Genomic DNA, 23,789 nt, shown 5'->3' on the forward strand with positions numbered 1-23,789 from the left:
TTTCTCTTAACATAAAGTTTCTTATTATTTTGTTAGGGAGACGATTAAATCTTTAATAGGTGAAAAAATAAAGGTAATCAAATCAAGGGGGCTTGGAATTTTTACCTTTAATGAGACCGCAATATTTAATGCAGCGCCGATCAATAAAAAAGTCGAAAAAATAACAATCGTTTTCGTTTCTTTATTTTTTTTTAATTTTGGAATGAAGACAAAGGCAATAACAACTGAAATTATTAGTATGAATATCGTCATAATCATGGCTTATTCTCCCTTCGTCTTACTCACTAATGAGTTTTCCATCGTTCCTACTCCTTCTGTGTTGACATGTACATCAACTTTCACTTGTAGTTCTTGAAATATCGTTAGCCAGTCTTTTTTAATTTTTTTCCACTCTTTGGGATTTGTGCGATGAAGTTCTTCACCAAAACCAAAAATATCGACCCTGTAATTTTGCTGAACTGAACGGATTGTTTCTTCGATTCGTTTTTTTATAAGTTCTTCTGTTTTTTTATTTATGAGGTGAATCGATTTTTCTTTCGTAAGGTCTATTTTACATAGAACTTCTCCAACATTTTGGTTAACATCTATAAGAACTTCGATTTTGGGAGCCCCATGTTCAAATTTACCTTTTATTTTCGTCTTCGAGTGCGTAATCTCTGTTGCTAACGTATCTCCTTTGGGGCAAGCAAGAATTTCAATTGTACTTTGTATTTTGTCCCTTATAAAACTTAGGCTTTTACTCTCTTCTTCCGTTAAAACCCCAATGAGTTTACCTTTTTTAAAAGCAGCTAAGCCCTTGTACTTTAATAGCACAGGAGATTTCGATCGTTTAACATTCGTTTGCTCCATTCCAACACTTTTATTCCCTTCTATTTCAATGGCAGAAATGACTACACTTGTTGTTTTATTATTTATAGTATTGATTAATTCATCAATTTTAATGGATTCGGTTGTACCCCAAGTTTTCTCTGACGTTTTTAGAGAATTTAGTAATTTATTAGCGGGTACTTTTTCGATAGGTGTTAATACATTTAAAACTTCATCGGCAGTTGCTTCATGGGCAACGATAACTTCGAAATCATTTCTGAATTCATGATCTCTTGAAATCAAATCTAACGATTCGTTAATTCCTTCTTCTGCCAATTGGTTTCCGAGCACAACTATTTGAAGATGAGCAAAATAAAGTTTTCTAGCTGTTACTGTTGTCATTTTTCTAATTGCCTCAAAGACCGTCGCACCTGTTGAGTGATAGGTAATAACTGGTGATCGTCCTGAAGAAGGCTGTTTAGAGGAAATTTCACCAGGAACCACAACTTGAACAGTTATTTTAAATTCATTATCTACTTTATCTATTCCTAATGCTGCCACAATCGCTAATTCATTGAGTTCCCGCTTACTCCAACAACCACTTAAAAGCAAAGAAAGAATCATTAGTAAACATATCGCCTTAATTTTTGACATGGTTTATTCCTCATTTACATATTCGATTGATTCCTTTTTTTCGTATTAAAATATTTATGACCCCTGACAGTATTTTTTTGACTAATTAAACGTGGTCGAGTCAATAATGCTCTACGAGGGAACAACACTAGCGCGTCTTTTTGATCTTGTAAAATTAATGGGCCGAATGGACTTAAATATGGAACACCGAAAGATCGTATGCTGCACATGTGTAGGATGATGATCATAAGGCCTAACATTACACCAAACAATCCAACAATTGATGCTAAAATCATTAATGGAAAACGAAGAGCACGAACGGTATTAGATAAGCCATAAGCGGGGAATAAAAAGCTACAAATGGCTGTTAATGCTACAATAATAACCATTACGGCTGATACAATTCCAGCTTCTACGGCAGCTTGACCGATCACTAATGTTCCAACAATGGATACAGCTGGTCCAATGGTTCTAGGCATTCGAAGACCCGCTTCTCGTAACACCTCGAATGCAACCTCCATAATGAGTGCCTCTACAACAGCGGGGAAGGGGACTCCTTCTCGTTGAGATGCAACACTGATCAGCATAGGAGTTGGTAGCATTTCTTGATGGAAGGTGGTGATAGCTACATAAAGCGATGGTGCCACCAAAGCTAGGCTAATTCCGAAAAACCTTAATATACGTACAAGGAAACTAATCATCCAATGCTGATAATAATCCTCAGCAGATTGTAAAAAGGATGTAAATAGAGCTGGTACAACTAAGACAAACGGTGAACCGTCCACTAGAATTGCAATTTTTCCGTCTAATATTTCACCAGCAATAACATCAGGTCGTTCTGAATTATAAATTGTAGGGAATATCGAGAATTTGGAATCTTGAATGAAATCTTCAATGTAGCCACTTTCTAAAATACCATCAATATTAATACGATCTAATCGAGAAAGAACCTCTGCAACTATTTTTTCATTCGCAATGTCATTTAAATACATAACAGCAACATCTGTTTTTGTTACTTCACCGACAATACGGGACTTAATCCATAGATTAGGACTTTTAATTTTCCGACGAATTAGAGCCGTATTTGTACGCAATGTTTCCGTAAAGGATTCCCTTGGACCTCTAATGACCGATTCTGTTGAAGGCTCCATAACAGCCCTATCTTTAGCACCTTTTGTACTTGTCACGATACCAGTTGAAGATTCATCTAATAAGATGACCGTATCACCATTCAAAATCGAATTGTATAGTGTTGAAAAATTGAAAATATCATTCACATCGCCGACTGTTAAACAAGAATCCCTTAAATAGCGAATAATCTTGTCTGTTTCTGTCTCCTGACTTGCCTCAATATCAAGCATTAGTTTATCAATTACAGATTCAGAAATGCTTATCTTATCGGTTAAGCCATCTACATAGATGATCGCGAACGCATATTTTTCAGCTTTTCCAACGGTAATTTCTCGTATGATCAGGTCATCACTATTCCCGAGTGCATTTTTAATTATCTTCAAATTTTGAGAAAGAGAACTATACAGTTCGTCGTGGTTTTGGGAGGTATCAGTAATTTTAGAAATAGACATTTTCATTCCTCCTCAAGATTTACATAACTATAGAATGTACAATTTTGAGAGAAGATAAACCAAGGTTGGAATAGAATTCAATTAACTTCTTTCAGCGGGTGGGTTTCCAAACAACCGCCGAAAGAAGTTAAAGTCTACGGCGGATGTCACTGAATCGGAAAGGAGTTCTTAAAAGGATGTTAGCCTAAAATCATCGCTTCCATGCGATAACGGCTATCTGACCTACATCCTGTTGTTGCTGTCGCTTCGCTTTCGCACAGAAAAAAACACTTTGCTGCCGCTACGCTTTCGCACAAAAGACATTTGTTGCTGCCGCTGCGCTTTCGCACAAAAAACATTTGTTGCTGCCGCTGCGCTTTCGCACATAAAACATTTGCAAGCCTAAGCACAAAGCCGATTCTGGACACAATTATGCCGAGGCATAATTGATAAAAAAAACAGTGTTCCCTTCGTATGAACGAAAGGAAACACTGCTTTATTTTTTATACTCATATTTTAATTCGTCATTTGTAGAATCCACATTTACATATAAACTATGATCATTGAAAAACCATAAATCTTTTTCATCTATATAGTAGGTAACATCGTCAATAACTGTCTTTACACCAATGTTGATTGGTTCTTCTCGTGTCATACCAAGAGAAAAGCCTTCGTGAAAAGGATTGGAACCACCGTATCTTGCATAAAAACGAATAGTATCTCCGGATTCTACTTCCATCTCATTTTTAAACCATTGTAGGGCTTCATCTGTTAGTACGATATTCATTAGAATGCTCCTCTCTTTGTTACAGCCATTTCACCTTTGGTTCAGTACCGTTTTTAATGCGTGCTATATTTGCTCGGTGACGGTATATGATAAAGGTAAATAAACAAGCTACTAAAATGCCCAGCGCAAAGTCGCCTGTAACAAAATAATAAACGATTGAATAAATAAGTGCTACTAAAGCGGCGATCATTGAAGTTAAACTTACAATCTTCGTTATTTTTAATGTTACAATAAAAGCAATAAATAGTAAGACAAATAGAGGCCATGAATATCCTAAGAGAACTCCTGCTGATGTTGCTACCGCTTTTCCTCCACGGAAACCAGCAAAAATCGGGAACATATGACCGATTACGGCTACTAGTCCAAGTATTAGTGAGTGGATAGAGACATCAGAGAATATAGGAAGAGCTACGAGTAAAACGGCTGCTGTACCTTTTAAGACATCCATAATCGTTACGACTATTCCTGCTTTTTTTCCTAAAATACGAAAAGTATTTGTCGCACCTAGATTACCACTTCCATGTTGACGAATATCAGTTTTATAAAAAATTTTGCCTACCCATAACCCAGAAGGGATCGAGCCGATTAGATAAGCACATAAAATAATAAGTCCATTTAGCATATTTGGACTCCTTTCATTCATTGATTATTACTTGGTACTAATAATATGTATCAATAATTCTACACTTTTTCTGTATAATCTACAATGTCATGAAGGAGATTTCTTAGTGTATCTTGAATTCATTACAAAAGATAACTATCTTTCAAGGATTTTTAGATGTATTTGAATGTAGGTTAGTCTTTTTGACATGATTTATGTAGTCAGCATGAAAGCACTTTCTAAAAATATAGGTAAAATGGCAATTTTGTCAATCACTCATTCCTTTGGTAGAATAGAAGTCTATCTTTAATTTCTAGAGTAAGCTAGTATGAATCTTCTTTAGACAGAAGAAACCCATCTATTACTGTACCTGTATATTTTTCAGAGAATATTCAAATGCTTTTGAATGAAAGTTAAAGCCTTCAGCGTTTAGTATCGTTTTGAAAAAGAGTGATGAGCAGAAGTTAGTCATATGTTGTTTTATTTATGCAACTAATGTTTATAATCCTGCGTCAAGGGGAATAGGAAAGTTAGTAATACATATTGAAACAACTATTGCAACTTTTTCTTCCGGTAAAAAGCTCAAAACGATAAAGCTGTGAAGAAATTTTTAAAATTTATTGGGCCTGTCACTAGCTATTGACAGGAAATGCTATTATTATTAGGTAGAGAATATAAATAGAACATGCGTTTGTTTTTTTGGAGGGGAAATTTTTGGCGAATAAACAGTCACCAAGCGTCTATAATGATGACGCCATTCAAGTATTAGAAGGATTAGAAGCGGTACGAAAACGACCCGGCATGTATATCGGTTCTACAGATGGCCGTGGACTTCATCACCTTGTATATGAAATCGTCGATAATGCGGTGGATGAAGCACTGGCTGGCTTTGGTTCTCATATCATTGTCAAAATTCATAAAGATCAAAGTATCAGCGTTCGAGACTTCGGCCGTGGAATGCCAACTGGTATGCATAAAATGGGGAAACCAACTCCAGAGATTATCTTCACTGTTTTACATGCTGGTGGTAAATTCGGACAGGGTGGCTATAAAACAAGTGGTGGTTTACATGGTGTAGGTTCTTCTGTTGTTAATGCTCTATCCACTTATTTAGAAGTAACGATTCACCGCGATGGTAAAAAGTATCGTCAACGTTTTGAAAACGGTGGCCATCCTGTGACGACATTAGAAGAAATTGGACAAACAAAACAGACAGGAACACTTGTCCATTTTTTACCGGATGATTCGATTTTCTCTGTAACAAAATACAATTATGATACGCTTGCAGAACGTTTACGTGAGTCAGCATTTTTATTAAAAGGCTTAAAAATTGAGTTAATCGATGAACGCGAGGAAGGCAAAGGCGATGTTTTCTTTTATGAGAACGGCATTGAAGCTTTCGTTGCGTATTTGAATGAGGAGAAAGATGTACTTCATCCTGTAAAGTATGTTGAAGGGATTCAAGACGAAATTGAAGTAGAATTCGCCTTCCAATACAATGATGGTTACTCAGAAACAATCCTTTCATTTGTTAACAATGTACGTACACGAGATGGTGGGACACATGAAACAGGTGCTAAAGCAGCGTTAACACGTGTTTTTAATGAATATGCAAGAAAAATTGGTCTGTTAAAAGATAAAGATAAAAATCTTGAAGGGACAGACATTCGAGAAGGCTTAGCGGCGATTGTTTCTGTTCGTATACCAGAACATTTACTACAATTCGAGGGGCAAACGAAGGGTAAGTTAGGGACGAGTGAGGCACGATCGGCAGTAGATAGTGTTGTCTCGGAGCAAATTTTATATGTGCTTGAGGAAAACGCTGAATTGTCTGCATCTCTTGTGCGTAAAGCTATTCGTGCGCAACAAGTACGTGAAGCGGCTCGTAAAGCGCGTGAAGATGCACGAAACGGCAAAAAAAGCAAAAAAGGCAGTACGATTCTTTCAGGGAAATTAACACCTGCACAATCTCGAAATGCGGCGAAAAACGAGCTGTATTTAGTCGAAGGTGACTCTGCAGGTGGCTCTGCAAAACAAGGTCGAGACCGTACATTCCAAGCGATTTTACCATTGCGTGGTAAAGTTATAAATACGGAAAAAGCAAAGCTGCAGGATATTATGAAAAATGAGGAGATTTCAACGATTATCCATGCCATTGGTGCTGGTGTCGGAACAGATTTCTCTGTCGAGGATTCATCCTATGATAAAGTCGTTATTATGACCGATGCTGATACTGACGGTGCGCATATTCAAGTGCTGCTGTTAACGTTCTTCTATCGTTATATGCGACCTTTGATTGAAGCTGGAAAGGTATTTATCGCACTACCACCACTTTATAAAATATCAAGAGGCACTGGAAAAAAAGAAGTGATTGAATATGCTTGGACCGAAAATGATTTACAAACGGCCATTAAAAAAGTTGGAAAGGGTTACATATTACAGCGTTATAAAGGGCTTGGTGAGATGAATGCTGACCAGCTGTGGGATACGACAATGAACCCTGAAACGCGTACATTAATTCGTGTAACAATTGAGGATGGTGCACGTGCTGAAAGACGTGTGACAACATTAATGGGCGATAAAGTAGAGCCACGCCGTAAATGGATCGAAGCGAATGTAGACTTCGGTATGGAGGATGATTCAAATATTTTAGATAATGAATTCATCCAACAAGAGGAGGACCAAGCATGAGTAGTACGGAAAAATTTCAAGATTTACCTTTAGAAGAAGTTATGGGTGACCGTTTTGGTCGCTATAGTAAATATATTATTCAAGACCGCGCGTTGCCTGATGCACGTGACGGTCTTAAGCCTGTGCAACGACGTATTTTATTTGCGATGTTTACAGAGGGCAATACGAACGATAAACCATTCCGTAAATCAGCAAAAACTGTCGGTAATGTTATAGGTAACTATCACCCACACGGTGATAGCTCAGTATATGAAGCAATGGTGCGTATGAGTCAGGATTGGAAGGCGCGTCATATGCTTATCGAAATGCATGGAAATAACGGTTCCGTTGATGGTGACCCACCAGCAGCGATGCGTTATACAGAGGCAAGACTGTCTGCTATAGCGGCGGAGATGCTACGCGATATTGGCAAGAAAACTGTTGAATTTGTACCAAACTTTGATGATCAGGATATGGAGCCAACTGTTTTACCCGCTCGTTTCCCGAACTTACTAGTCAACGGTTCAACGGGTATTTCGGCAGGCTATGCTACGGACATCCCTCCTCACGCACTTGATGAGGTGCTAGACGGTGTTCTTATGCGTTTAGATAACCCAAATACTACTGTTGATGAATTAATGACCGTTATTAAAGGGCCTGATTTCCCTACAGGTGGTATCATTCAAGGTGTTGATGGCATTAAAAAAGCATACGAAACAGGACGCGGTAAAATCATAGTACGTGCGCAAGCAGTCATTGAGCCAATTAAAGGTGGTAAAGAGCAAATTGTTATTACGGAATTACCGTATGACGTTAATAAAGCAAATCTTGTGAAGAAAATCGATGAGCAACGTGTAGATAAACGACTTGAAGGAATTGCGGAAATTCGTGATGAATCGGATCGTACAGGCCTACGTGTTGTCATTGAACTGAAAAAAGAGGTTCCTGGCCAAGGAATATTAAACTATTTGTTCAAAACAACTGATTTACAAGTAGCTTATAATTTTAATATGATTGCTATCCATAATCGTCGTCCGACAATGATGACATTGCCATTGTTACTGGATTCTTATATAGCCCATCAAAAGGAAGTCGTGACGAACCGCTCCATTTACGATTTGCAAAAAGCTAAAGATCGTTCGCATATTGTTGATGGTTTGATCAAGGCACTGTCCATCTTAGATGAAGTCATTGCAACAATTCGTTCTTCTAATGATAAACGAGATGCGAAAACGAATTTACAGGTGAAGTTTGACTTTACAGAAGTACAATCAGAGGCAATCGTTAGTTTACAATTATACCGTTTAACAAATACGGATATTACAGAATTACGTGCTGAACAGGAAGAGTTAAATAAATTGATTGCTAAGCTTGAAGGTATTCTTAATAGTGAAGCAAAACTTGTTCGTGTTATTAAACAAGAACTACTCGACATTAAAAAGCGCTTTGCGGAGCCACGTCGTTCAAAAATCGAACAAGAAATTGAAGAAATCAAAATTACGTTAGATGTCCTTGTCCCAAGTGAAGAGGTTGTAGTGACTGTCACAAAGGATGGCTATATTAAGCGTACATCTACACGTTCACATGCAGCTTCGAATGGTCAGGATTTTGCGATGAAGGATTCCGACTATTTATTATATGAAGCCAATTTAAATACACAGCATCATCTTCTGCTGTTCACAAATCGAGGCAATTATATTTATCAGCCTGTTCATGAACTACCTGATATTCGTTGGAAGGATCTTGGGCAGCATATTTCAAGTATTGTGCCGACTGGGGAAGATGAATCTATTATAGCTGTATATGGATTTGAGACATTCGAACAGGCCAATACGTATATTTTAACGGCTACGAAAGATGGACAAATCAAACGTTCACCTTTAGCGGATTACGCTGTTACACGTTATTCGAAGCCAATAAAAACGATGAATGTTAAGTCAGGCGATGAAATGATATTTGCAGGTATTGTGACAGACAATGCAGAATTAATGTTAACGACAGATACTGCCTATGCTATTCGTTTCCCAATGGAGGAATTACCGGTAACTGGCGTAAAAACAGGTGGCGTCAAAGGGATTACACTGAAAGACGGAGAAGCATTAGTCGGCGTCAATGTTTTACCGCCAAACGACACGGCATATGTTGCGATTGTGACGCATCGCGGTGCTGTGAAGAAAATGAATGTTGCCGAGGTAGAGATGACGAGTCGTGCAAAACGCGGCTTAAAAGTGTTAACAGAATTAAAAGCGAACCCACATCGTATCGTAGCTGTAGTTAAGGTAACTGATGAGGAACAGTTAATGATTGAAACGGAAAAAGGTATGCAAGAGATCCTTGATGTGCAAGCATTAACTCGAGCAGATCGCCATTCAAATGGCTCCTTTAAAGTGGATATATCTACAGACGGTGCCATTTCAAATGTCTTTGCGGTCAAAAAAGAAGAGAAATAACATTAATAGCCCATGCTCCTTTGAGCACTGGGCTATTTTCAGTTATATGGAAACCGATGAGCTTGGTGCTAGTGTAATATTACAATCTAAGAAGGGGGATTGTAATGTTACAAATTCCCGAACTTAAATAAAACAATAAAGTCGTTAGAAAATCTAAGTTTTATTACATAATATCGACCGATTTCCGAAATAGGTGGAAAAACAACCTTTAAGATGAAACAGGTACTTTTCTTTCATTCTGTTCACTAACTTTAGCGTATAGCGATTTTGTTATTATGTAGTACAAAAATGTACCAGTTAATCCGAGAATAAGGAGTAGTCCGCTCATATATATGGGGCGAATCCACTCTCCAATAATGATTAATAACGAAGATATAATCATTGCTCCGTACATAGTCAAGCTATTAAAAGCCATATAGGTGCTACGAGCGTTTGATGGGGCAAGTTCTCCTATCATCGCCTGTTTAATAGGGATATACATCAACTCACCAATTGTTCCAATAAACATGGCGATAAAAAGAAACAACAGGTTATTTGAAGAAGCAAAACACTAAAACATATTGAAAAAATTAGCATTCCTGTAACAAGAGTCCAGCGATCACTGCATTTTTTAAATAAGAATAATACAACACTTGATAAGAGAACTACAAGAATAGTATTCTCTGTTCGGAGAAAACCAAGCATTTTTGTGCCGTCCACGATGAAATCAATACCAAACAATGAAGCTGATTGCTGGGGTATATCTTTATCAAGACGAATCCCAATATAGTTCGATAAAGACTGTTCCAAGGTAAAGATCAAGATTGCTCCTAAAATATAAAACATAAACAGCTTATCTTTTAAAACGGTTGAATAGGTTTGAAACATCTCTACTAGTGAAAATTCTTTCTTATGAGTAGAAGAAGTCTTAGATGAAGGTTCTGGTAAGTAGGTTTCTGTGATAAAGAATATGGTCATGAATACAGATAGCAATGAAATTAGTGAAATCCCAATAAATAGCTCAAATAAGTAGTTTTTAAAAAGAAATGCGCCAATGATTCCTCCAATTGCAGTTGATAAATTCCCCAACCAGTAGCTAATTGTAAATACAAGCTTTCTCGACTCGGAATTAGTAACATCAATAATCATAGCTTGTGCGGCTGGCTGAAACATTCCTCCACAAAACATATTGATGATAAAGAATGCGGCAGAAATATATGGAAGGTTAAACCAAGGTGAATTACAAAGTGCTATAAACAGATACGAAAGCAATATACCAATTTAAGCATAAATCATTATTTTTTTTCGCCCAATTTTATCTGAAATATGCCCTCCGATAAATCCTCCAATGCCCCCGCTAATCACTATTATTATAAGAATAATACCCGTTTTAGTAGCTCCGATATTTTGAGTAAAATAAATTGCCAGAAAAGGTATAACAGCCATAGAAATAAGGCCGCCTAGAAATTGCATGACTAGGCGAAGTTTGATGTTGGGATGGATATCTCTCAATTTCATATAAATCACTCCTCGTATAATAAGTAAGCGCTTTTCCGATAAAGGAAGTGGTGGTCTCATTTACTCTTTTTATGTTTTCCTAATTGAGGCCTGCATAGCTAGGGGAGTCAAAAAGGAAATCATCCAAACTATTTTTCATGTGGAAAAAAATATTGTCTATAGATGCCGCCCAGTTTTTTGAGGTTCCTAATTTTATTGGGTACATGAGAAGGATGGAAAAGGCTTATGAATTAGAGATAGGTCCAAATAATCTTAGGGCTTGTCTCGTTATATCCTTCCACACCCTGTTTGTATACTCATCGATAAACGTTAAACGCATTCCGTTTAAAATGGATAGGTATGACTAAGTAATTAATGAAGGTGACTCTTCATAAAAGTAACCAAGCCTTTGACCTGCTTCAATAACCGGATAAATACAGTCTATGAATAATTTAACAAAATCATCTAGTTCTTTAAAAAGCTTTGGAAATCGTTCAGGTCTTGCAAGAACCTGTTGAATTAATCGTAGGTATTCACTTCTCGTTGCAAAAAGTTGCACATGACAATCTATCATTTTCTTAATTATTTCAAGAGGCTCACCTGTAAAGCGTTCTTCTATTTCAATAAAATATGGTTTGATTTCCTCCAAGGGTTCCAATATTGCCGCTTCATAAAGTTCTTCTTTTGAATTAAAATACGTAAATACGGTGCCAAAGCTAACTCCTGCTGCCTTAGCAATTTCGGCCACTTTTGTCATTTTCACTATATAATTTAATTGCGGCATTTAAAATTGTAGATCTTTTTCTTTTCTTTTTTTCATCATTAGTAAGTATCGAATTCATTTTGTTACTCCTTTCATAATAAATGATTGATTAATCAATCAAGTTTTATTGTAATTTGTTTCCATTGTCAATATAATAAAGGGTTTTTTTCTATATTTACAGGTAGTTAAAATATTTATGGCGCTTTCAGTAAATCGAGCCTTGTCATTTCCGGATAGGTATGGGTATAATAATCACGAAAAGTTCATATGGAAAGAATGTAGGGGGGCTGGTGTTGCCAGCTGAGATTGTGTCCGATAGACGCTGACCCTTTGAACCTGATTTGGCTCGTACCAGCGTAGGGAACATCTATTCAAAAAGTAAAAGTTTTTGATATTGTTTGCAAAACGTCTGGGAAGAATCCTAGGCGTTTTTTATGTTTTCAGACTTCGCTTTCTTCTGGTAAAAACATTCATCATTCATAAACACTTTCACATTACTTACTTGGAGGATTCAGCATGAAAAAATGGTTATTCATCCTGATGGCTGTACTTTTAACTTTAGTGGGCTGTAGCGAAAAAGAGGTTAAAAAGGATGCTAAAGGATTAACGAAAGTGTCAGTCGTTCTTGATTGGACACCGAACACAAATCATACAGGTTTATATGTAGCGAAAAAACTTGGCTACTTTAAGGAACAGGGCTTAGATGTTGATATTTTATTACCTGGCGAAACGGGAGCCGATCAGCTTGTGGCGTCTGGCAAGGCTCAGTTTGGAGTAAGTTATCAGGAAGGGATTACACAGGCACGTGTGCAGGATGTACCTTTAGTATCGATCGCAGCGATTATTCAACATAATACTTCTGGCTTCGCATCCACTGCATCAAAAGGCATTACGTCACCAAAGGATTTTGAAGGTAAAACATACGGTGGCTGGGGTGCACCACTTGAAAAGGCTGTACTACAATCACTAATGCAAACAAAAAATGCAGATATTAATAAGTTAGATATTGTCAATGCGGGAGATTTAGATTTCTTCACAATGATGAAAAAAGATATTGATTTTGCGTGGATTTATTATGCATGGACAGGTATTGAAGCAGAATTGCGTGGCGAAAAACTAAACATGCTATATTTAACAGATTATAGCGATCAGTTAGATTATTACACACCTGTACTTGCTACAAATGAAAAAATGATTAAGGATGATCCTGAGACGGTAAAAGCATTTGTCGCTGCTGCAGCAAAGGGTTATGAATATGCGATAAATCATCCAAAAGAAGCAGCTGATATTTTACTTGAAGCGGTACCTGATTTAGATAAGAACCTTGTCCATAAAAGTCAGGAATGGCTAGCAGATAAGTATCAAGACGACGCTGCACAATGGGGCGAGCAAAAGCTATCTGTTTGGGAAAACTACGCGAAATGGATGACAGATAACAAAGTTTTAGAGGGCGAATTTAACGCAAAACAAGCATTTACAAACGACTTTTTACCGAAAAAGGAGACGAAGTAGTATGGCAAACTCATTAATTAGTGTACAAATTATCCCGAAAACTGAAAAATATGAAGATGTTATCCCGTATGTCGATGCAGCGATTGCTGTTATAGACGCATCAGGGGTGAAATATGAAGTTCATCCGTTAGAAACGACAATGGAGGGCGAGCTATCGACTTTACTACAAATCATTGAAAAAATGAATGACAAGATGATTGAGCTTGGCGCTATCAATGTCATTACGCAAGTGAAAATTTTATATAAGCCATCAGGTATTACAATGGATACGCTAACGGAGAAATACCAGTGATGAAGCAAGCTGTTAAACAAGGAAGGACGATAATTTTTATCGCCTTCCTCTTATTCATATGGGAACTTATTGTCCGTTTTGCAGACGTGCCACATTGGCTATTGCCTACACCAAGTTCCATTTTGAAAGAAGGCTTTCAATCGTATGAGACGTTTGTGCCACATGCTTTAGCGACTATTCAATTAGCACTTCTAGGTCTTGCCATCGGAATATTATGTGGGCTAACGGTTGCCGTGCTATTACATCGTTTTACATTTGTGCGAGAGCTGTTTTATCCTATTCTCATTATGTCACAAAATGTCCCTGTGCTCGTCCTAGCACCGCTCTTAATCATTTGGTTTGGCTTTGGTTTATTGCCAAAGCTTATTATTATTTGTCTTGTGTGCTTTTTCCCAATTGTTATTTCGGCAATGGATGGCTTTCGTCAAACTTCGCCTGAACTCAAGCATTATTTTGAAATGATTGGGGCTACGAAAGCACAAACCTTTTGGAAGCTAGAATGGCCCTATGCGTACCCGGCGATTTTTTCAGGCATTAAGATTGCCGCAACGTATAGCGTTATGGGAGCTGTAATTGCGGAATGGTTGGGTGCGAAAAAGGGGATTGGTGTCTATATGACATTAGCACAATCTTCATTTCGAACAGATCGAGTGTTTGTAGCGATATTTGCCATCGTATTTTTAAGTTTATTATTATTTAGTGCTATTCAATTATTAGAAAAACTTGTTGTGAAGGGGAGAGGACGCCATGTTAAGCATTCAAAACATTGATAAATCCTTTGATGCTCTTCCGGTTATTCGCAATTTATCTTTTGAGGTGAAGGACGGGGAATTTGTTGCGATTATCGGTCCGTCAGGTAGTGGAAAAAGTACACTCTTTCAATTAATTGGTGGTGTTACTTCTATTGATAAGGGCGTTATTTTATTAAACGATACAGATATCCAGCAAAAAAGAGGGACGATTGGCTATATGCCTCAGCAGCCCTGCTTACTACCGTGGCGTACGATATTAGAAAACGTCGCGATTGTCGAGGAGCTTCATCGAAAACCAAATGTTGAACTTGCCAAGGAATGGTTAGATAAAGTAGGGCTCGCAGCGTTTGAACATGCGTATCCTAATGAGCTGTCGGGCGGTATGCAACAGCGGGTATCGTTTATTCGCGCAATTGTCAGTAATAAGCCCATTTTATGCTTAGATGAACCGTTTTCTGCACTGGATGAGTTTACAAGGCTTGAAATGCAGGCGTGGCTATTATCGATATGGGAGAAAGATCGAAAATCTATATTGTTCGTTACACATAGTATTGAGGAAGCTCTCTTTTTAGCTGATCGAATTATCGTACTCACGAAACGTCCGGCGACGGTTAAAAAGGAAATGATAGTACCTTTTGCAAGGCCACGACAAGAAGAAATTCGCCATTCCGCTACATTTACGGCTTTGAAGCAACAGTTGTTCACGTATTTAAAAGAAGAAAAGGATGAGGCGAATGTTGATTGATGCACATATTCATTTAGATCAGTATAAGGAACAAGACATACCAACTTTGCTTGAGGAAGCTGAACATGTCATTGCGGTTAGTATGAATCTTCCATCGTGCGAGAGGACGTTAAAGCTGTCAAAAGCTTTTACGAAGGTAAAGGCAGCGTTTGGCTTTCATCCTGAACAACCGTTACCTAGTGTTGCGGAGGAAGAGATGTTATTCAAGTGGATACGCCAACACTCAGATGAAATGGTGGCGATTGGAGAGGTAGGGTTGCCTTATTATTTGAGGCAGGAGAAGGCGATTGATGATCGTCCGTATGTGGCATTGTTAGAACGGTTTATAATATTGGCGAAGGAATTAAATAAACCAATTGTGTTACATGCTGTTTATGAAGATGCGGGGATTGTTTGTGATTTGCTAGAAAAACATCAAGTAACGAAAGCGCATTTCCATTGGTTTAAAGGCGATGAGGTAGTGATTGAACGGATGATTTCTAATGGATATTTCATTTCTGTGACGCCTGATTGTACGTATGAGACTGAGATTCAACAGCTTCTTAAAAAATATCCAATCGAACTGATAATGGTAGAAACAGATGGACCATGGCCTTTTGAAGGTCCTTTTGACAATAAGCGAACATCTCCGTGGATGATTGATCATTCCGTAGAGGTTATTGCATCGATAAAGGGGCTTACAACAAAGGAAGCGGCACGCATCATCACAAGAAATACGACAATATTTTATAATTTATAGTAAAAAACACAGCTGTTCTATTAAAGAGTAGCTGTGTTTTTTTTAAGGGTTGTTTTTTTAAAGATTGTTGTTATCTAACTAACTAGGTAGTATAGGTATTATTTGGTTTTTAAGTTATAATATAGATGTAATTAGGGTGAGATTTTTCATCTATAGAAGGAGCCGAATTATGAAGTTAACGAAAATAGCATATACAGGATTATTTGTAACTGTTTTATTAACAGGATGTACGAAGGAAGAAACTAAAATCGAAGAGGTAAAACCGGAAGAATCTAAAATTGAAAAAGTAAAGCCGGAAGAAACTAAAGTCAACAACGCGAAGCTGTGGAAGGATGTTTCAACCCCCGAAGGCTTTAACGATTATGGAATCGAACCAACTTTAGAAGCTTGGATTGCCTATCACGCTAAAGATATTACCAAAACAACCGACGTGAACGAATATTATCCGAAGGCAGATAGACTCACTTCTGAAATGAAATATTTTCGGGTTCAAGGCGATGACCTTCAAAAGGACTTTGAAAACCTGAATGTTCTTCAAATTTGGATGGGACATCTTGAGTATGTTTTATCGAGACCGGACACGCCAGATTCTGATAGACCAAGGTTTAATAACGACTTAAAACAGACTTTCAAGTATTTCACTGAATTACTTCACGATCTCGACATTATAATAAATTACGATGGAAAGGGCGAAACATTCGGGCTTACACGCCAATTAGACGGGAACAAGGTTAAAGAATTGGAATCGTACCTCTATGGGAATGGTAACCCCTATCAAAATAACGCGTATTAAGGTCACATCTATTGGGGGATTATTATTTTGGATTACTGGCAAGGTATGATGCTGTATTTGAATGGTGGTTTACTGAAAATCAAAAGACAAAAGGCAAGTTGATCTACATAATGTGTAGAAGCAACTTGCTTTTTAATTTTTAACAGCAACAATCTATACGAAAACAGCCTTTATAAAATGCCAGAATCGCTGATGAAAATAATAAAAAGAACGTCCACTTTTAAGAGAAAGTTTAAAAAATGATCTATTTATTAACTCAACTTTCGTAGAGCAAAATAGGAAGGCAAGCCCTGATATAGCCTTGCAAACTATCCAAGACCCTCTCCTAAAGAGATTGCGCCACTGCAACAAACCTTTTTACCCCTTCTCTTAGTTGTTTTTCATTTGTGTAAGAATAGCTTAAACGTATCCAGGATGAAAGTTGTTTTAATGGATCACAAACTTGACCTGGCACAAAGGATATAGATTGTTCAATACTTTTGGTTAATAATAATTCAGTTGAAAGTTTATCTGGGAGTTGCACCCATAAATTAAGCCCGCCTTTTGGACTGGTCCATTTCCAATCTGTTACTGCCAGCTCTTCCTCCATAATTTCCTTTCGAATCTGTAGGGCGATCCGGATTTTCTCCAAGTGCTGCTGCAATCTTAGTGATGAAAAGTAATGGAGGAAAATTTTTTGATTGAGAAGTGGTGAGCCATTATCAGCTAACGATTTTACTGTTAGTAGTGAATTCATTAATGTTGATTGACAAATAACAGCCGCAATTCTCAATCCAGGTGATATATATTTGCAAAAGCTCCGGATATAAATGACTGTCCCAGCAGTATCATATGTGTAAATTGGTGGAGGCGGGGCATGATCAAAATATATGTCGTGATAGGCATCGTCCTCAATTAATAGACATCGATATTGTTCAGCTAATTCTACTAATTTTTTGCGCTGCTCAACTGAAACAGTATAACCAGTTGGGTTATGGAATGTTGGGTTGAGATAAAATAGGCGTGGTTTATATTGTTTCATATATAATTCAACCTGCTTTAAATCGTACCCGTCTGGATGGATATCAACCGTTGCAATCTGGGCACCTTGTGCTCTAAAAACATCAATTGCAGAACTATAGCTTGGACGTTCAAATAAAACGACGTCTCTTGGCTTAATGAAAGTTTGAGCGATTAAGTGAATCGCTTGCTGTGAGCCAGAAGTGATTAACAGGTCATCTGCATTAAGATGAGTTTTATACTGATTAATAAAATATTGAGTGAGTGTTTCACGTAGCTCTAAATCACCTTGCACAGTTGAGTAGGTTGCAAGTACTTTTGGATAAAGGTCAAACACTTTCTTCACGTAATCTGAAAAATAATGATTAGGCAAAAGATTTGGATCAATTAATGCCTGAGAAAAATGATAGGAAACAGGTAATTGATGAATTTCAGATAAATGATTTTTTTGAACGTATGCAGAAACAATTGGATTGTCCAAATGTAGATATTCAAGATTTTTCGTCACACTTGATTGGACAAAATAGCCTGCTTTATCTTTTACATAAACTTTGTCATGCTTTTTCAGTAATTGATAAGCCTTTAATACAGTTAATCGATGAACATTCATTTCAGATGCTAATTGGCGGACGGAGGGAATCTTTTCATGTTCTTTCCATTCTTTACGTTCTATTCGGTCCAAAACATAATCATATACTTTCTTAAAAAGATAATCTCCATTTTGAATCGCTTTACTCACATCGATTCCTCCTATTCAAGACGATTGTACCACGATCCAATGTAATCTGTTCTATCTTATTCAATCTGTTCTACCGTCTTTCTTTTATGATAGAAAAAGAGGAGGAGTTTTATATGGTTATAATTAATTATTTCTTTATGTGTTTGATTTTTGGAACGACATTTTTAGCGATTAAAATTGGGGTTGATGCGGGAGGGCCTCCATTTTTATCAGCTGGACTTCGTTTTTTAATTGCTGGTTTGCTGCTATTTAGTTTTATGGTTTGGAGAGAAAAAACGACAATACGGTTATTATTTCGCAAAGAGATGTTTTTTACAGGAATAGGGTTAACCTTTGGGACGTTCACCACATTATACTGGGCAGAACAGTATGTGACATCAGGGATTGCAGCTGTCTTATCTGCTACAGGTCCAATGATGATCATAGTTATTCAGACATTCATATTGAAGCAAAAAGGAAGTTGGAAATCATTCATAGGTTGTGTCGTCGGAGTCATTGGTGTCACGCTCTTGATCCTACCAAGTTTTTCGATTGAGATTAGTCCCTTCTGGATGGTTGGTTGTTTCGCCATTATATTGGGTGAATTTTTTTACGCATCCGGAACGATTTATTCAAAGCATGTCATCCGAAAATTTGAAACGTCATCACCGATTGCTTTAAATGCAGTGCAAATGATGCATGGTGGGATTTTATTAATGATTTTATCATTTTTTACGGAGAACATTCAGCTTGATTATCTTTTAAGCCCAGCTTCAATTGGCTCTCTTCTTTATTTAACTATTTTTGGTTCAATGATCGGCCATAGCATTTATTATTGGCTTGTCTCACGAACAAATCCTGTTTTTCCTTCTACATGGCTGTATATCTCACCATTAATTGCCGTTATGTTAGGTGTTACCGTTTATCATGAATATATTTCTTGGCTAACAGGCATGGGAACTTTGACGATTATTGTAGGAACGGTTCTAGTCAATTTCGAAACATTACGGAAGCTGCTTTTGAGGAACGGGACCGTTCTTCAGGATGCTAAAAATTAACTTGCTAGATTTTGTGTTCCAGTAAATTCAAATTTACGCTGGAATTGGAACAGATTGTTGAAGAACAGCAGCAACTTTATGTAGCGAGTCAAAATTAATAGCATGTTTGTGTTATTCAATTAATTTGTAGGTTAGTGTGGTAATTAGTAATACTGTGTAATATAGAATATTACATACAAAATTAGCTTTATTCATTCGACGTTCTTATGTAACTAAACCCACTCTTTTACATCAATAAAATCTAATTATAAAGGAGCCTAATGTTATGGAAATTTCTAAGGGAGTAGAGATGCTCCAGCTTGAATTTCACGGAAATATTATTCATCCAACTCTTTTATGGGATCAAGAAATGGCTGTTCTAATCGACACTGGTTTCCCTAGACAAATAGAGGATTTACGCGTGGCAATGGAAAAAGTAGGAGTGTCGTTCGACAAACTAAAAGTTATCATTTTGACGCATCAGGATATAGATCATATAGGTAGTCTTCCTGAGATATTACAGGAGTATGGAAGGAATATTAAAGTTTATGCTCACGAACTAGATAAGCCTTATATCCAGGGGGATTTACCTCTTTTGAAAGATGGACACATAGAGAATCCACCGAAGGGAAAAGTAAATGGTACCTTGACTGACGGCCAAGAACTGTCGTATTGTGGCGGGATTCGTGTCATTCATACACCGGGGCATACGCCTGGCCATATCAGTCTATATTTGAAACAAAGTAAAACACTGATTGCCGGGGATTCGATGTACAGTGTTGACGGAATAATTGGGGGAATTCATGTACCAACCGTACTGGATTTAAAAGAGGCTCGTCTCTCTTTAAAGAAATATCTAGACCTCGATATTGAATCTTTGGTTTGTTACCACGGAGGATTAACTAAGGTAAATATTAATGATCAGTTACAAAAAGTAATTTCATATAAAGAATAAAACTTTATTTTACCCCCATCCAAAACAGGACGGGGGTATTCTTTTGGGGTTATTTAACTTTTGTTAGACTGTCGTAACATTGACATTATTTCCATTTAATACTATCATTAAGTGGAAAATAAGGAAAATGGAAATATTTTTTCGTTTTCCTATAGGCAGGTGATCAGCTTGAAAGATAGAATTTTAAAGGTATCAATAAGTGAAGCTGAACGAAAAGGCTTCAGATTTACGATGGGGGAATTAGCAAAACAGCTGGGTATGAGTACTAAAACATTGTATGGATATTACCCCTCAAAGGAAGAACTTCTAAATGAAATGATTAATCTTGCAATTGATGAACTGAAGATGAAAGAGGAAGAAATATTGCATGATTCAGCTTTAAATCTATTAGAGAAACTACAGAAATGTCTTGTACTCATTCCAGCAGATTTTCAATTTGCTCAGCTCCAATATTTAGAGGAGCTTCAACGATATTACCCTAAGCAATGGGAAATACTCGATCAATTTATTCATGAGCAATGGACAGGAATCTTTTCGTTAATTGATGAAGGGATTGCTGCAAATCAAATACGTCCATTTAATAAAGAGATATTTATAGAAGTCTATGTTGGAGGGCTTTATCGATTGATGGAACATGCATCAAAAAACAGAAATATGATTTCGCTTCAGGATACAATGCAGGAAATGGTGGACATTCTGATGCTTGGGATTCTTAAAGAAAACGTTCATAAAGAAAATTAAATGGGGGCTGTAGATGAGTAAAACTTTAAGACTACTATTTTTAGTTACAGATTTCTTTTTTATACTCTATTGGCTAGTCACTTTTTTTCATTTGATTCCAGAAGAGTATTTATATCAGGATTATCAAAATGAATTATTAGTAATATGGAATTGGTCGTTTTTTCCCTTAGATATTTTAATTTCAATTACTGGTTTTATAAGTTTCTACCTTTTTAAAATAAAAATGAAAAGTGGAGAGCGTTTGCCTTATTATCTCTTGCACTAACTTTTTGCTCAGGACTACAGGCGATTGCTTTTTGGACAATAAAGCTTGATTTTGATCTTATGTGGTGGATACCAAACCTATTTCTTTTACTTTATCCGTTGTACTTTATTCCAAAGCTTATTACATTTAAATATCAAGATGTCTCATTACAAGCAAAACACAACCACTAATCATCCTCGGTGTGGTTGTGTTTTCTATATTTTGTAAAATTTTGTTCAAGGCTTTCTTTTTTAGTTTTCGTTACACGTTCATGTGTACTGAAAGGGGAGAACTGGCGATTTTTTTCAACGTCTTTCCCTTTCGTACGCTTGATATGCGAGCGCTTCTTTTTTGCTTTTGATTGTGTCATTGTCATTCCTCCTTGTTATTGTAAATATACCATAACGTGGGATTTATTTCCGTTCAGGCTGTACGCTTTACTGGGGGACTTCAGCTAAATCTCATAGGGCCAAAAGTTAATAAAAAGAAAAACCTCGTAAGTATTATTAACTTACGAGGTCACTATTATATTAGTGAGATACGTCCTGTACAGAAATACCTGTGTTTGCTTTAACATCCACTTCACGATATTTCTTAGCATCTGATTCCTTAGAAAGCAACGTTCCGATGAAACCTCCAAGGAAGCCAAGTGGTACAGAGATTATCGCTGGGTTCGTTAACGAAATTAACGGATTACCAACGAAAATTGCTTTTCCTTCAACTGGATTCCAAAGGTTTGGTGAAACTGCAACTAGAATTAAAGCAGAGATTAAACCTGTCAACATTGCTGTAATAGCACCAGCTGTATTAAAGCGTTTCCAGTAGATTGTATAGATGATTACAGGTAGGTTAGCTGAACCTGCAATACAGAATGCAAGTGATACTAAGAACGCTACGTTTAATGTTTGTGCACCAAGTGCTAAAAGGATTGAAATAACAGCGATTGTGATAGAACCGATACGAGCTGCAAGTACTTGTTCTTTCTCTGTAACTTTTCCTTTTTTAATGATTTGACCGTAAATATCATGTGATAGGGCAGATGCGCCAGAAAGTACAAGACCAGCTACTACCGCTAAGATTGTTGCGAATGCTACCGCACATACAAATGAGAATAGGATGTCCCCACCAAGCGCATCCGCAAGAAGTGGAGCAGCCATGTTACCAGCAGCATTTGCTTCGATAATTTTTTCTTTACCAACGAATTTAGCTGCACCGAAGCCCAAGAAGATTGTAAGAATGTAGAAAATACCTACAATCCAAGTAGCCCAAATAACTGAAGAACGAGCAGTTTTCGCATCTTTTACTGTAAAGAAGCGCATTAGGATATGTGGAAGACCAGCTGTACCTAATACTAAAGCGATTAACATTGAAATAGTATCAATACCATTTTGATATTTAAGACCTGGGTTCAAATAAGCTGCACCGCTATCAGTAGCAGTTTCCATTTCTTTGAACATCGTTGCAATACTAAAGCCGAATTCTTTTAATACTAAGAATGAAATAATAACGGTACCTAACATTAAAAGACAAGCTTTAATAATTTGTACCCAAGATGTTGCAGTCATACCACCGAAAAGTACGTAAGTCGTCATCATAAAGCCTACGATTAAAACTGCAACCCAATAGTCGATCCCTAAAAGTAATTGAATAAGTGCTCCTGCACCAACTAGTTGTGCAATCATGTAGAATAATACAATTGTAATAGTGCTTAAAGCTGCTGTACCACGAACTTTAGAGCTATCAAAACGCGCTGTGATCATGTCAGCTAAAGTAAATTTACCAAGATTACGTAATGGCTCAGCTACGATATATAAAACCACTAAGTAAGCTACTAAATAACCGATAGAGAAGAAGAATCCATCAAATCCAAATAATGCAACCGCTCCGGCTATCCCTAAGAAAGATGCTGCTGATAAGTAGTCACCAGCGATGGCTAGTCCATTTTGCCAGCCTGTTAACCCACCGCCTGCAGTATAGAAATCACTTGCAGAAGAAGTTCGTTTAGATGCCCACCATGTAATAACTAATGTTAAACCAACTATGGCTACGAAGAAGAATATAGCTGTAAAACTCATTCCGTTATTCATCGGCGGCCACCTCCGTTCTCGTACTCAGCGATAATCGCCTTTGCCTCTTTATCAAAGCTATTTGCCTTTGCTACATATAAGTGACATAAGAACCAAGTCATGATGAATAGCCCTGCTGAATATACCCACACCCAAGTAATTTCCCCAAATGCCTTTTGGTGTAGTACTTTCGTGTACGAAGTAAGAATTGGAAGCAACATGTACGCTGCTAAAAAGAATACAGTCATTGACCAAAGAAATGATTTCTTTTTCCGCACAAGTGCTTTAAACGATTCTTGATTTGCAATCGCATCATAGTCAATCATGATGCCCTTATTGCCTTGATTCTTCCCCATTAACATTCCCCATTTTGTGTTTATTTTTACTGCTTAAATACTTAATTTTGCTAGTTTAGTGAATTCACATCTTCATTTTATGAGAGAGTTC

Annotated in this window: 24 protein-coding genes, 1 pseudogene and 1 riboswitch; of the genes and pseudogenes, 12 read left to right on the forward strand and 13 right to left on the reverse strand. The window is 37.1% G+C overall.

Features of this window, described 5'->3' with window-relative positions; all coding sequences use genetic code 11:
* Positions 1-24 precede the first annotated feature (24 nt).
* The 5 genes from JNUCC51_RS23750 to plsY all read right to left on the reverse strand — a co-directional run bounded on the left by JNUCC51_RS23750 (position 25) and on the right by plsY (position 4,411).
* Positions 25-258, reverse strand: a complete 234-nt coding sequence (locus JNUCC51_RS23750; RefSeq protein ID WP_337990065.1) for a hypothetical protein — start codon at positions 256-258, stop codon at positions 25-27.
* A 3-nt stretch (positions 259-261) separates the two neighbouring features.
* A complete protein-coding gene (locus JNUCC51_RS23755; RefSeq protein WP_337990066.1) occupies positions 262-1,461 on the reverse strand; it encodes a Ger(x)C family spore germination protein in 1,200 nt (399 codons plus the stop codon).
* 14 nt (positions 1,462-1,475) lie between these two features.
* Entirely contained in the window at positions 1,476-3,023 is a 1,548-nt protein-coding gene (locus tag JNUCC51_RS23760) for a spore germination protein (protein ID WP_337990067.1), read from the reverse strand.
* A 475-nt stretch (positions 3,024-3,498) separates the two neighbouring features.
* Positions 3,499-3,789, reverse strand: a complete 291-nt coding sequence (locus tag JNUCC51_RS23765) for a HesB/YadR/YfhF family protein (RefSeq protein ID WP_337990068.1) — start codon at positions 3,787-3,789, stop codon at positions 3,499-3,501.
* Positions 3,790-3,808: 19 nt separating this feature from the next.
* The gene (gene plsY, locus JNUCC51_RS23770; protein ID WP_337990069.1) at positions 3,809-4,411 is read right to left on the reverse strand and encodes a glycerol-3-phosphate 1-O-acyltransferase PlsY; all 603 of its coding nucleotides are present in this window, start codon (positions 4,409-4,411) and stop codon (positions 3,809-3,811) included.
* A gap of 693 nt (positions 4,412-5,104) precedes the next feature.
* Here plsY and parE point away from each other — a divergent pair.
* A complete protein-coding gene (gene parE, locus JNUCC51_RS23775) occupies positions 5,105-7,081 on the forward strand; it encodes a DNA topoisomerase IV subunit B (RefSeq protein ID WP_337990070.1) in 1,977 nt (658 codons plus the stop codon).
* Complete coding sequence (gene parC, locus JNUCC51_RS23780; protein ID WP_337990071.1) at positions 7,078-9,510, forward strand: DNA topoisomerase IV subunit A; 2,433 nt, start codon at positions 7,078-7,080, stop codon at positions 9,508-9,510. Before parE ends, parC begins: the two co-directional genes overlap by 4 nt.
* Positions 9,511-9,718: 208 nt before the next feature.
* Here parC and JNUCC51_RS23785 read toward each other — a convergent pair whose 3' ends face one another.
* From JNUCC51_RS23785 to JNUCC51_RS23800, 4 genes are all read right to left on the reverse strand, one after another.
* Entirely contained in the window at positions 9,719-10,018 is a 300-nt protein-coding gene (locus tag JNUCC51_RS23785; protein ID WP_337990072.1) for a hypothetical protein, read from the reverse strand.
* The gene (locus JNUCC51_RS23790; protein ID WP_337990073.1) at positions 9,991-10,761 is read right to left on the reverse strand and encodes an MFS transporter; all 771 of its coding nucleotides are present in this window, start codon (positions 10,759-10,761) and stop codon (positions 9,991-9,993) included. The genes JNUCC51_RS23785 and JNUCC51_RS23790 overlap by 28 nt, the downstream gene beginning before the upstream one ends.
* Positions 10,762-10,770: 9 nt before the next feature.
* Entirely contained in the window at positions 10,771-11,007 is a 237-nt protein-coding gene (locus JNUCC51_RS23795) for a hypothetical protein (RefSeq protein ID WP_337990074.1), read from the reverse strand.
* A 343-nt stretch (positions 11,008-11,350) separates the two neighbouring features.
* Positions 11,351-11,770 (reverse strand): TetR/AcrR family transcriptional regulator, encoded by a 420-nt coding sequence (locus JNUCC51_RS23800; protein WP_337990075.1) that lies wholly within the window; start codon positions 11,768-11,770, stop codon positions 11,351-11,353.
* A 249-nt stretch (positions 11,771-12,019) separates the two neighbouring features.
* Positions 12,020-12,129, forward strand: a riboswitch (TPP riboswitch).
* Positions 12,130-12,265: 136 nt separating this feature from the next.
* Here JNUCC51_RS23800 and JNUCC51_RS23805 point away from each other — a divergent pair.
* The 6 genes from JNUCC51_RS23805 (at position 12,266) to JNUCC51_RS23830 (ending at position 16,582) form a co-directional block, all read left to right on the forward strand.
* Complete coding sequence (locus JNUCC51_RS23805) at positions 12,266-13,261, forward strand: ABC transporter substrate-binding protein (RefSeq protein WP_337990076.1); 996 nt, start codon at positions 12,266-12,268, stop codon at positions 13,259-13,261.
* 1 nt (position 13,262) lies between these two features.
* The gene (locus JNUCC51_RS23810) at positions 13,263-13,553 is read left to right on the forward strand and encodes a thiamine-binding protein (protein WP_337990077.1); all 291 of its coding nucleotides are present in this window, start codon (positions 13,263-13,265) and stop codon (positions 13,551-13,553) included.
* Positions 13,553-14,323: an ABC transporter permease gene (locus JNUCC51_RS23815; RefSeq protein ID WP_268639629.1), complete on the forward strand. Its 771-nt coding sequence runs from the start codon at positions 13,553-13,555 to the stop codon at positions 14,321-14,323. Before JNUCC51_RS23810 ends, JNUCC51_RS23815 begins: the two co-directional genes overlap by 1 nt.
* Complete coding sequence (locus JNUCC51_RS23820) at positions 14,301-15,050, forward strand: ABC transporter ATP-binding protein (RefSeq protein ID WP_337990078.1); 750 nt, start codon at positions 14,301-14,303, stop codon at positions 15,048-15,050. Before JNUCC51_RS23815 ends, JNUCC51_RS23820 begins: the two co-directional genes overlap by 23 nt.
* Positions 15,040-15,789, forward strand: coding sequence for a TatD family hydrolase (locus tag JNUCC51_RS23825; RefSeq protein ID WP_337990079.1), 750 nt, complete (start codon positions 15,040-15,042; stop codon positions 15,787-15,789). Before JNUCC51_RS23820 ends, JNUCC51_RS23825 begins: the two co-directional genes overlap by 11 nt.
* Before the next feature lie 169 nt (positions 15,790-15,958).
* Entirely contained in the window at positions 15,959-16,582 is a 624-nt protein-coding gene (locus JNUCC51_RS23830) for a hypothetical protein (RefSeq protein WP_337990080.1), read from the forward strand.
* Positions 16,583-16,907: 325 nt separating this feature from the next.
* Here the strand turns inward: JNUCC51_RS23830 and JNUCC51_RS23835 are convergent, their stop codons facing one another.
* Positions 16,908-18,320 (reverse strand): aminotransferase-like domain-containing protein, encoded by a 1,413-nt coding sequence (locus JNUCC51_RS23835; protein WP_337990081.1) that lies wholly within the window; start codon positions 18,318-18,320, stop codon positions 16,908-16,910.
* A 113-nt stretch (positions 18,321-18,433) separates the two neighbouring features.
* Between JNUCC51_RS23835 and JNUCC51_RS23840 the strand changes: the two genes are divergently transcribed.
* The 4 genes and pseudogenes from JNUCC51_RS23840 to JNUCC51_RS23855 all read left to right on the forward strand — a co-directional run bounded on the left by JNUCC51_RS23840 (position 18,434) and on the right by JNUCC51_RS23855 (position 21,467).
* A complete protein-coding gene (locus tag JNUCC51_RS23840) occupies positions 18,434-19,357 on the forward strand; it encodes a DMT family transporter (protein ID WP_337990082.1) in 924 nt (307 codons plus the stop codon).
* A gap of 265 nt (positions 19,358-19,622) precedes the next feature.
* Positions 19,623-20,291: an MBL fold metallo-hydrolase gene (locus JNUCC51_RS23845; RefSeq protein WP_337990083.1), complete on the forward strand. Its 669-nt coding sequence runs from the start codon at positions 19,623-19,625 to the stop codon at positions 20,289-20,291.
* A 168-nt stretch (positions 20,292-20,459) separates the two neighbouring features.
* Positions 20,460-21,032 (forward strand): TetR/AcrR family transcriptional regulator, encoded by a 573-nt coding sequence (locus JNUCC51_RS23850; RefSeq protein WP_337990084.1) that lies wholly within the window; start codon positions 20,460-20,462, stop codon positions 21,030-21,032.
* A gap of 13 nt (positions 21,033-21,045) precedes the next feature.
* A pseudogene (locus JNUCC51_RS23855) lies at positions 21,046-21,467 on the forward strand (DUF5360 family protein).
* On the opposite strand, the gene JNUCC51_RS23860 reads toward JNUCC51_RS23855, so the two are convergent.
* The 3 genes from JNUCC51_RS23860 to JNUCC51_RS23870 all read right to left on the reverse strand — a co-directional run bounded on the left by JNUCC51_RS23860 (position 21,464) and on the right by JNUCC51_RS23870 (position 23,698).
* A complete protein-coding gene (locus tag JNUCC51_RS23860) occupies positions 21,464-21,646 on the reverse strand; it encodes a ribosome rescue factor BrfA (protein ID WP_337990085.1) in 183 nt (60 codons plus the stop codon). The pseudogene JNUCC51_RS23855 and the gene JNUCC51_RS23860 overlap by 4 nt on opposite strands.
* 160 nt (positions 21,647-21,806) lie before the next feature.
* A complete protein-coding gene (locus JNUCC51_RS23865) occupies positions 21,807-23,351 on the reverse strand; it encodes a solute symporter family protein (RefSeq protein WP_337992289.1) in 1,545 nt (514 codons plus the stop codon).
* An 8-nt stretch (positions 23,352-23,359) separates the two neighbouring features.
* Complete coding sequence (locus tag JNUCC51_RS23870; RefSeq protein WP_443136969.1) at positions 23,360-23,698, reverse strand: DUF485 domain-containing protein; 339 nt, start codon at positions 23,696-23,698, stop codon at positions 23,360-23,362.
* Positions 23,699-23,789 lie beyond the last annotated feature (91 nt).

The sequence above is a fragment of the Lysinibacillus sp. JNUCC 51 genome, from assembly GCF_015999525.1.
Classification (GTDB): Bacteria; Bacillota; Bacilli; order Bacillales_A; family Planococcaceae; genus Lysinibacillus; species Lysinibacillus xylanilyticus.

Bases quoted from the DNA above. Each gene is read 5' to 3' on its own strand.
- JNUCC51_RS23750 (WP_337990065.1), bottom strand. From the start codon at position 258: ATGATTATGACGATATTCATACTAATAATTTCAGTTGTTATTGCCTTT.
- JNUCC51_RS23755 (WP_337990066.1), bottom strand. From the start codon at position 1,461: ATGTCAAAAATTAAGGCGATATGTTTACTAATGATTCTTTCTTTGCTT.
- JNUCC51_RS23760 (WP_337990067.1), bottom strand. From the start codon at position 3,023: ATGTCTATTTCTAAAATTACTGATACCTCCCAAAACCACGACGAACTG.
- JNUCC51_RS23765 (WP_337990068.1), bottom strand. From the start codon at position 3,789: ATGAATATCGTACTAACAGATGAAGCCCTACAATGGTTTAAAAATGAG.
- plsY (WP_337990069.1), bottom strand. From the start codon at position 4,411: ATGCTAAATGGACTTATTATTTTATGTGCTTATCTAATCGGCTCGATC.
- parC (WP_337990071.1), top strand. From the start codon at position 7,078: ATGAGTAGTACGGAAAAATTTCAAGATTTACCTTTAGAAGAAGTTATG.
- JNUCC51_RS23785 (WP_337990072.1), bottom strand. From the start codon at position 10,018: ATGTTTATTGGAACAATTGGTGAGTTGATGTATATCCCTATTAAACAG.
- JNUCC51_RS23795 (WP_337990074.1), bottom strand. From the start codon at position 11,007: ATGAAATTGAGAGATATCCATCCCAACATCAAACTTCGCCTAGTCATG.
- JNUCC51_RS23800 (WP_337990075.1), bottom strand. From the start codon at position 11,770: ATGCCGCAATTAAATTATATAGTGAAAATGACAAAAGTGGCCGAAATT.
- JNUCC51_RS23805 (WP_337990076.1), top strand. From the start codon at position 12,266: ATGAAAAAATGGTTATTCATCCTGATGGCTGTACTTTTAACTTTAGTG.
- JNUCC51_RS23810 (WP_337990077.1), top strand. From the start codon at position 13,263: ATGGCAAACTCATTAATTAGTGTACAAATTATCCCGAAAACTGAAAAA.
- JNUCC51_RS23815 (WP_268639629.1), top strand. From the start codon at position 13,553: ATGAAGCAAGCTGTTAAACAAGGAAGGACGATAATTTTTATCGCCTTC.
- JNUCC51_RS23820 (WP_337990078.1), top strand. From the start codon at position 14,301: ATGTTAAGCATTCAAAACATTGATAAATCCTTTGATGCTCTTCCGGTT.
- JNUCC51_RS23825 (WP_337990079.1), top strand. From the start codon at position 15,040: ATGTTGATTGATGCACATATTCATTTAGATCAGTATAAGGAACAAGAC.
- JNUCC51_RS23830 (WP_337990080.1), top strand. From the start codon at position 15,959: ATGAAGTTAACGAAAATAGCATATACAGGATTATTTGTAACTGTTTTA.
- JNUCC51_RS23840 (WP_337990082.1), top strand. From the start codon at position 18,434: ATGGTTATAATTAATTATTTCTTTATGTGTTTGATTTTTGGAACGACA.
- JNUCC51_RS23845 (WP_337990083.1), top strand. From the start codon at position 19,623: ATGGAAATTTCTAAGGGAGTAGAGATGCTCCAGCTTGAATTTCACGGA.
- JNUCC51_RS23860 (WP_337990085.1), bottom strand. From the start codon at position 21,646: ATGACACAATCAAAAGCAAAAAAGAAGCGCTCGCATATCAAGCGTACG.
- JNUCC51_RS23865 (WP_337992289.1), bottom strand. From the start codon at position 23,351: ATGAGTTTTACAGCTATATTCTTCTTCGTAGCCATAGTTGGTTTAACA.
- JNUCC51_RS23870 (WP_443136969.1), bottom strand. From the start codon at position 23,698: ATGGGGAAGAATCAAGGCAATAAGGGCATCATGATTGACTATGATGCG.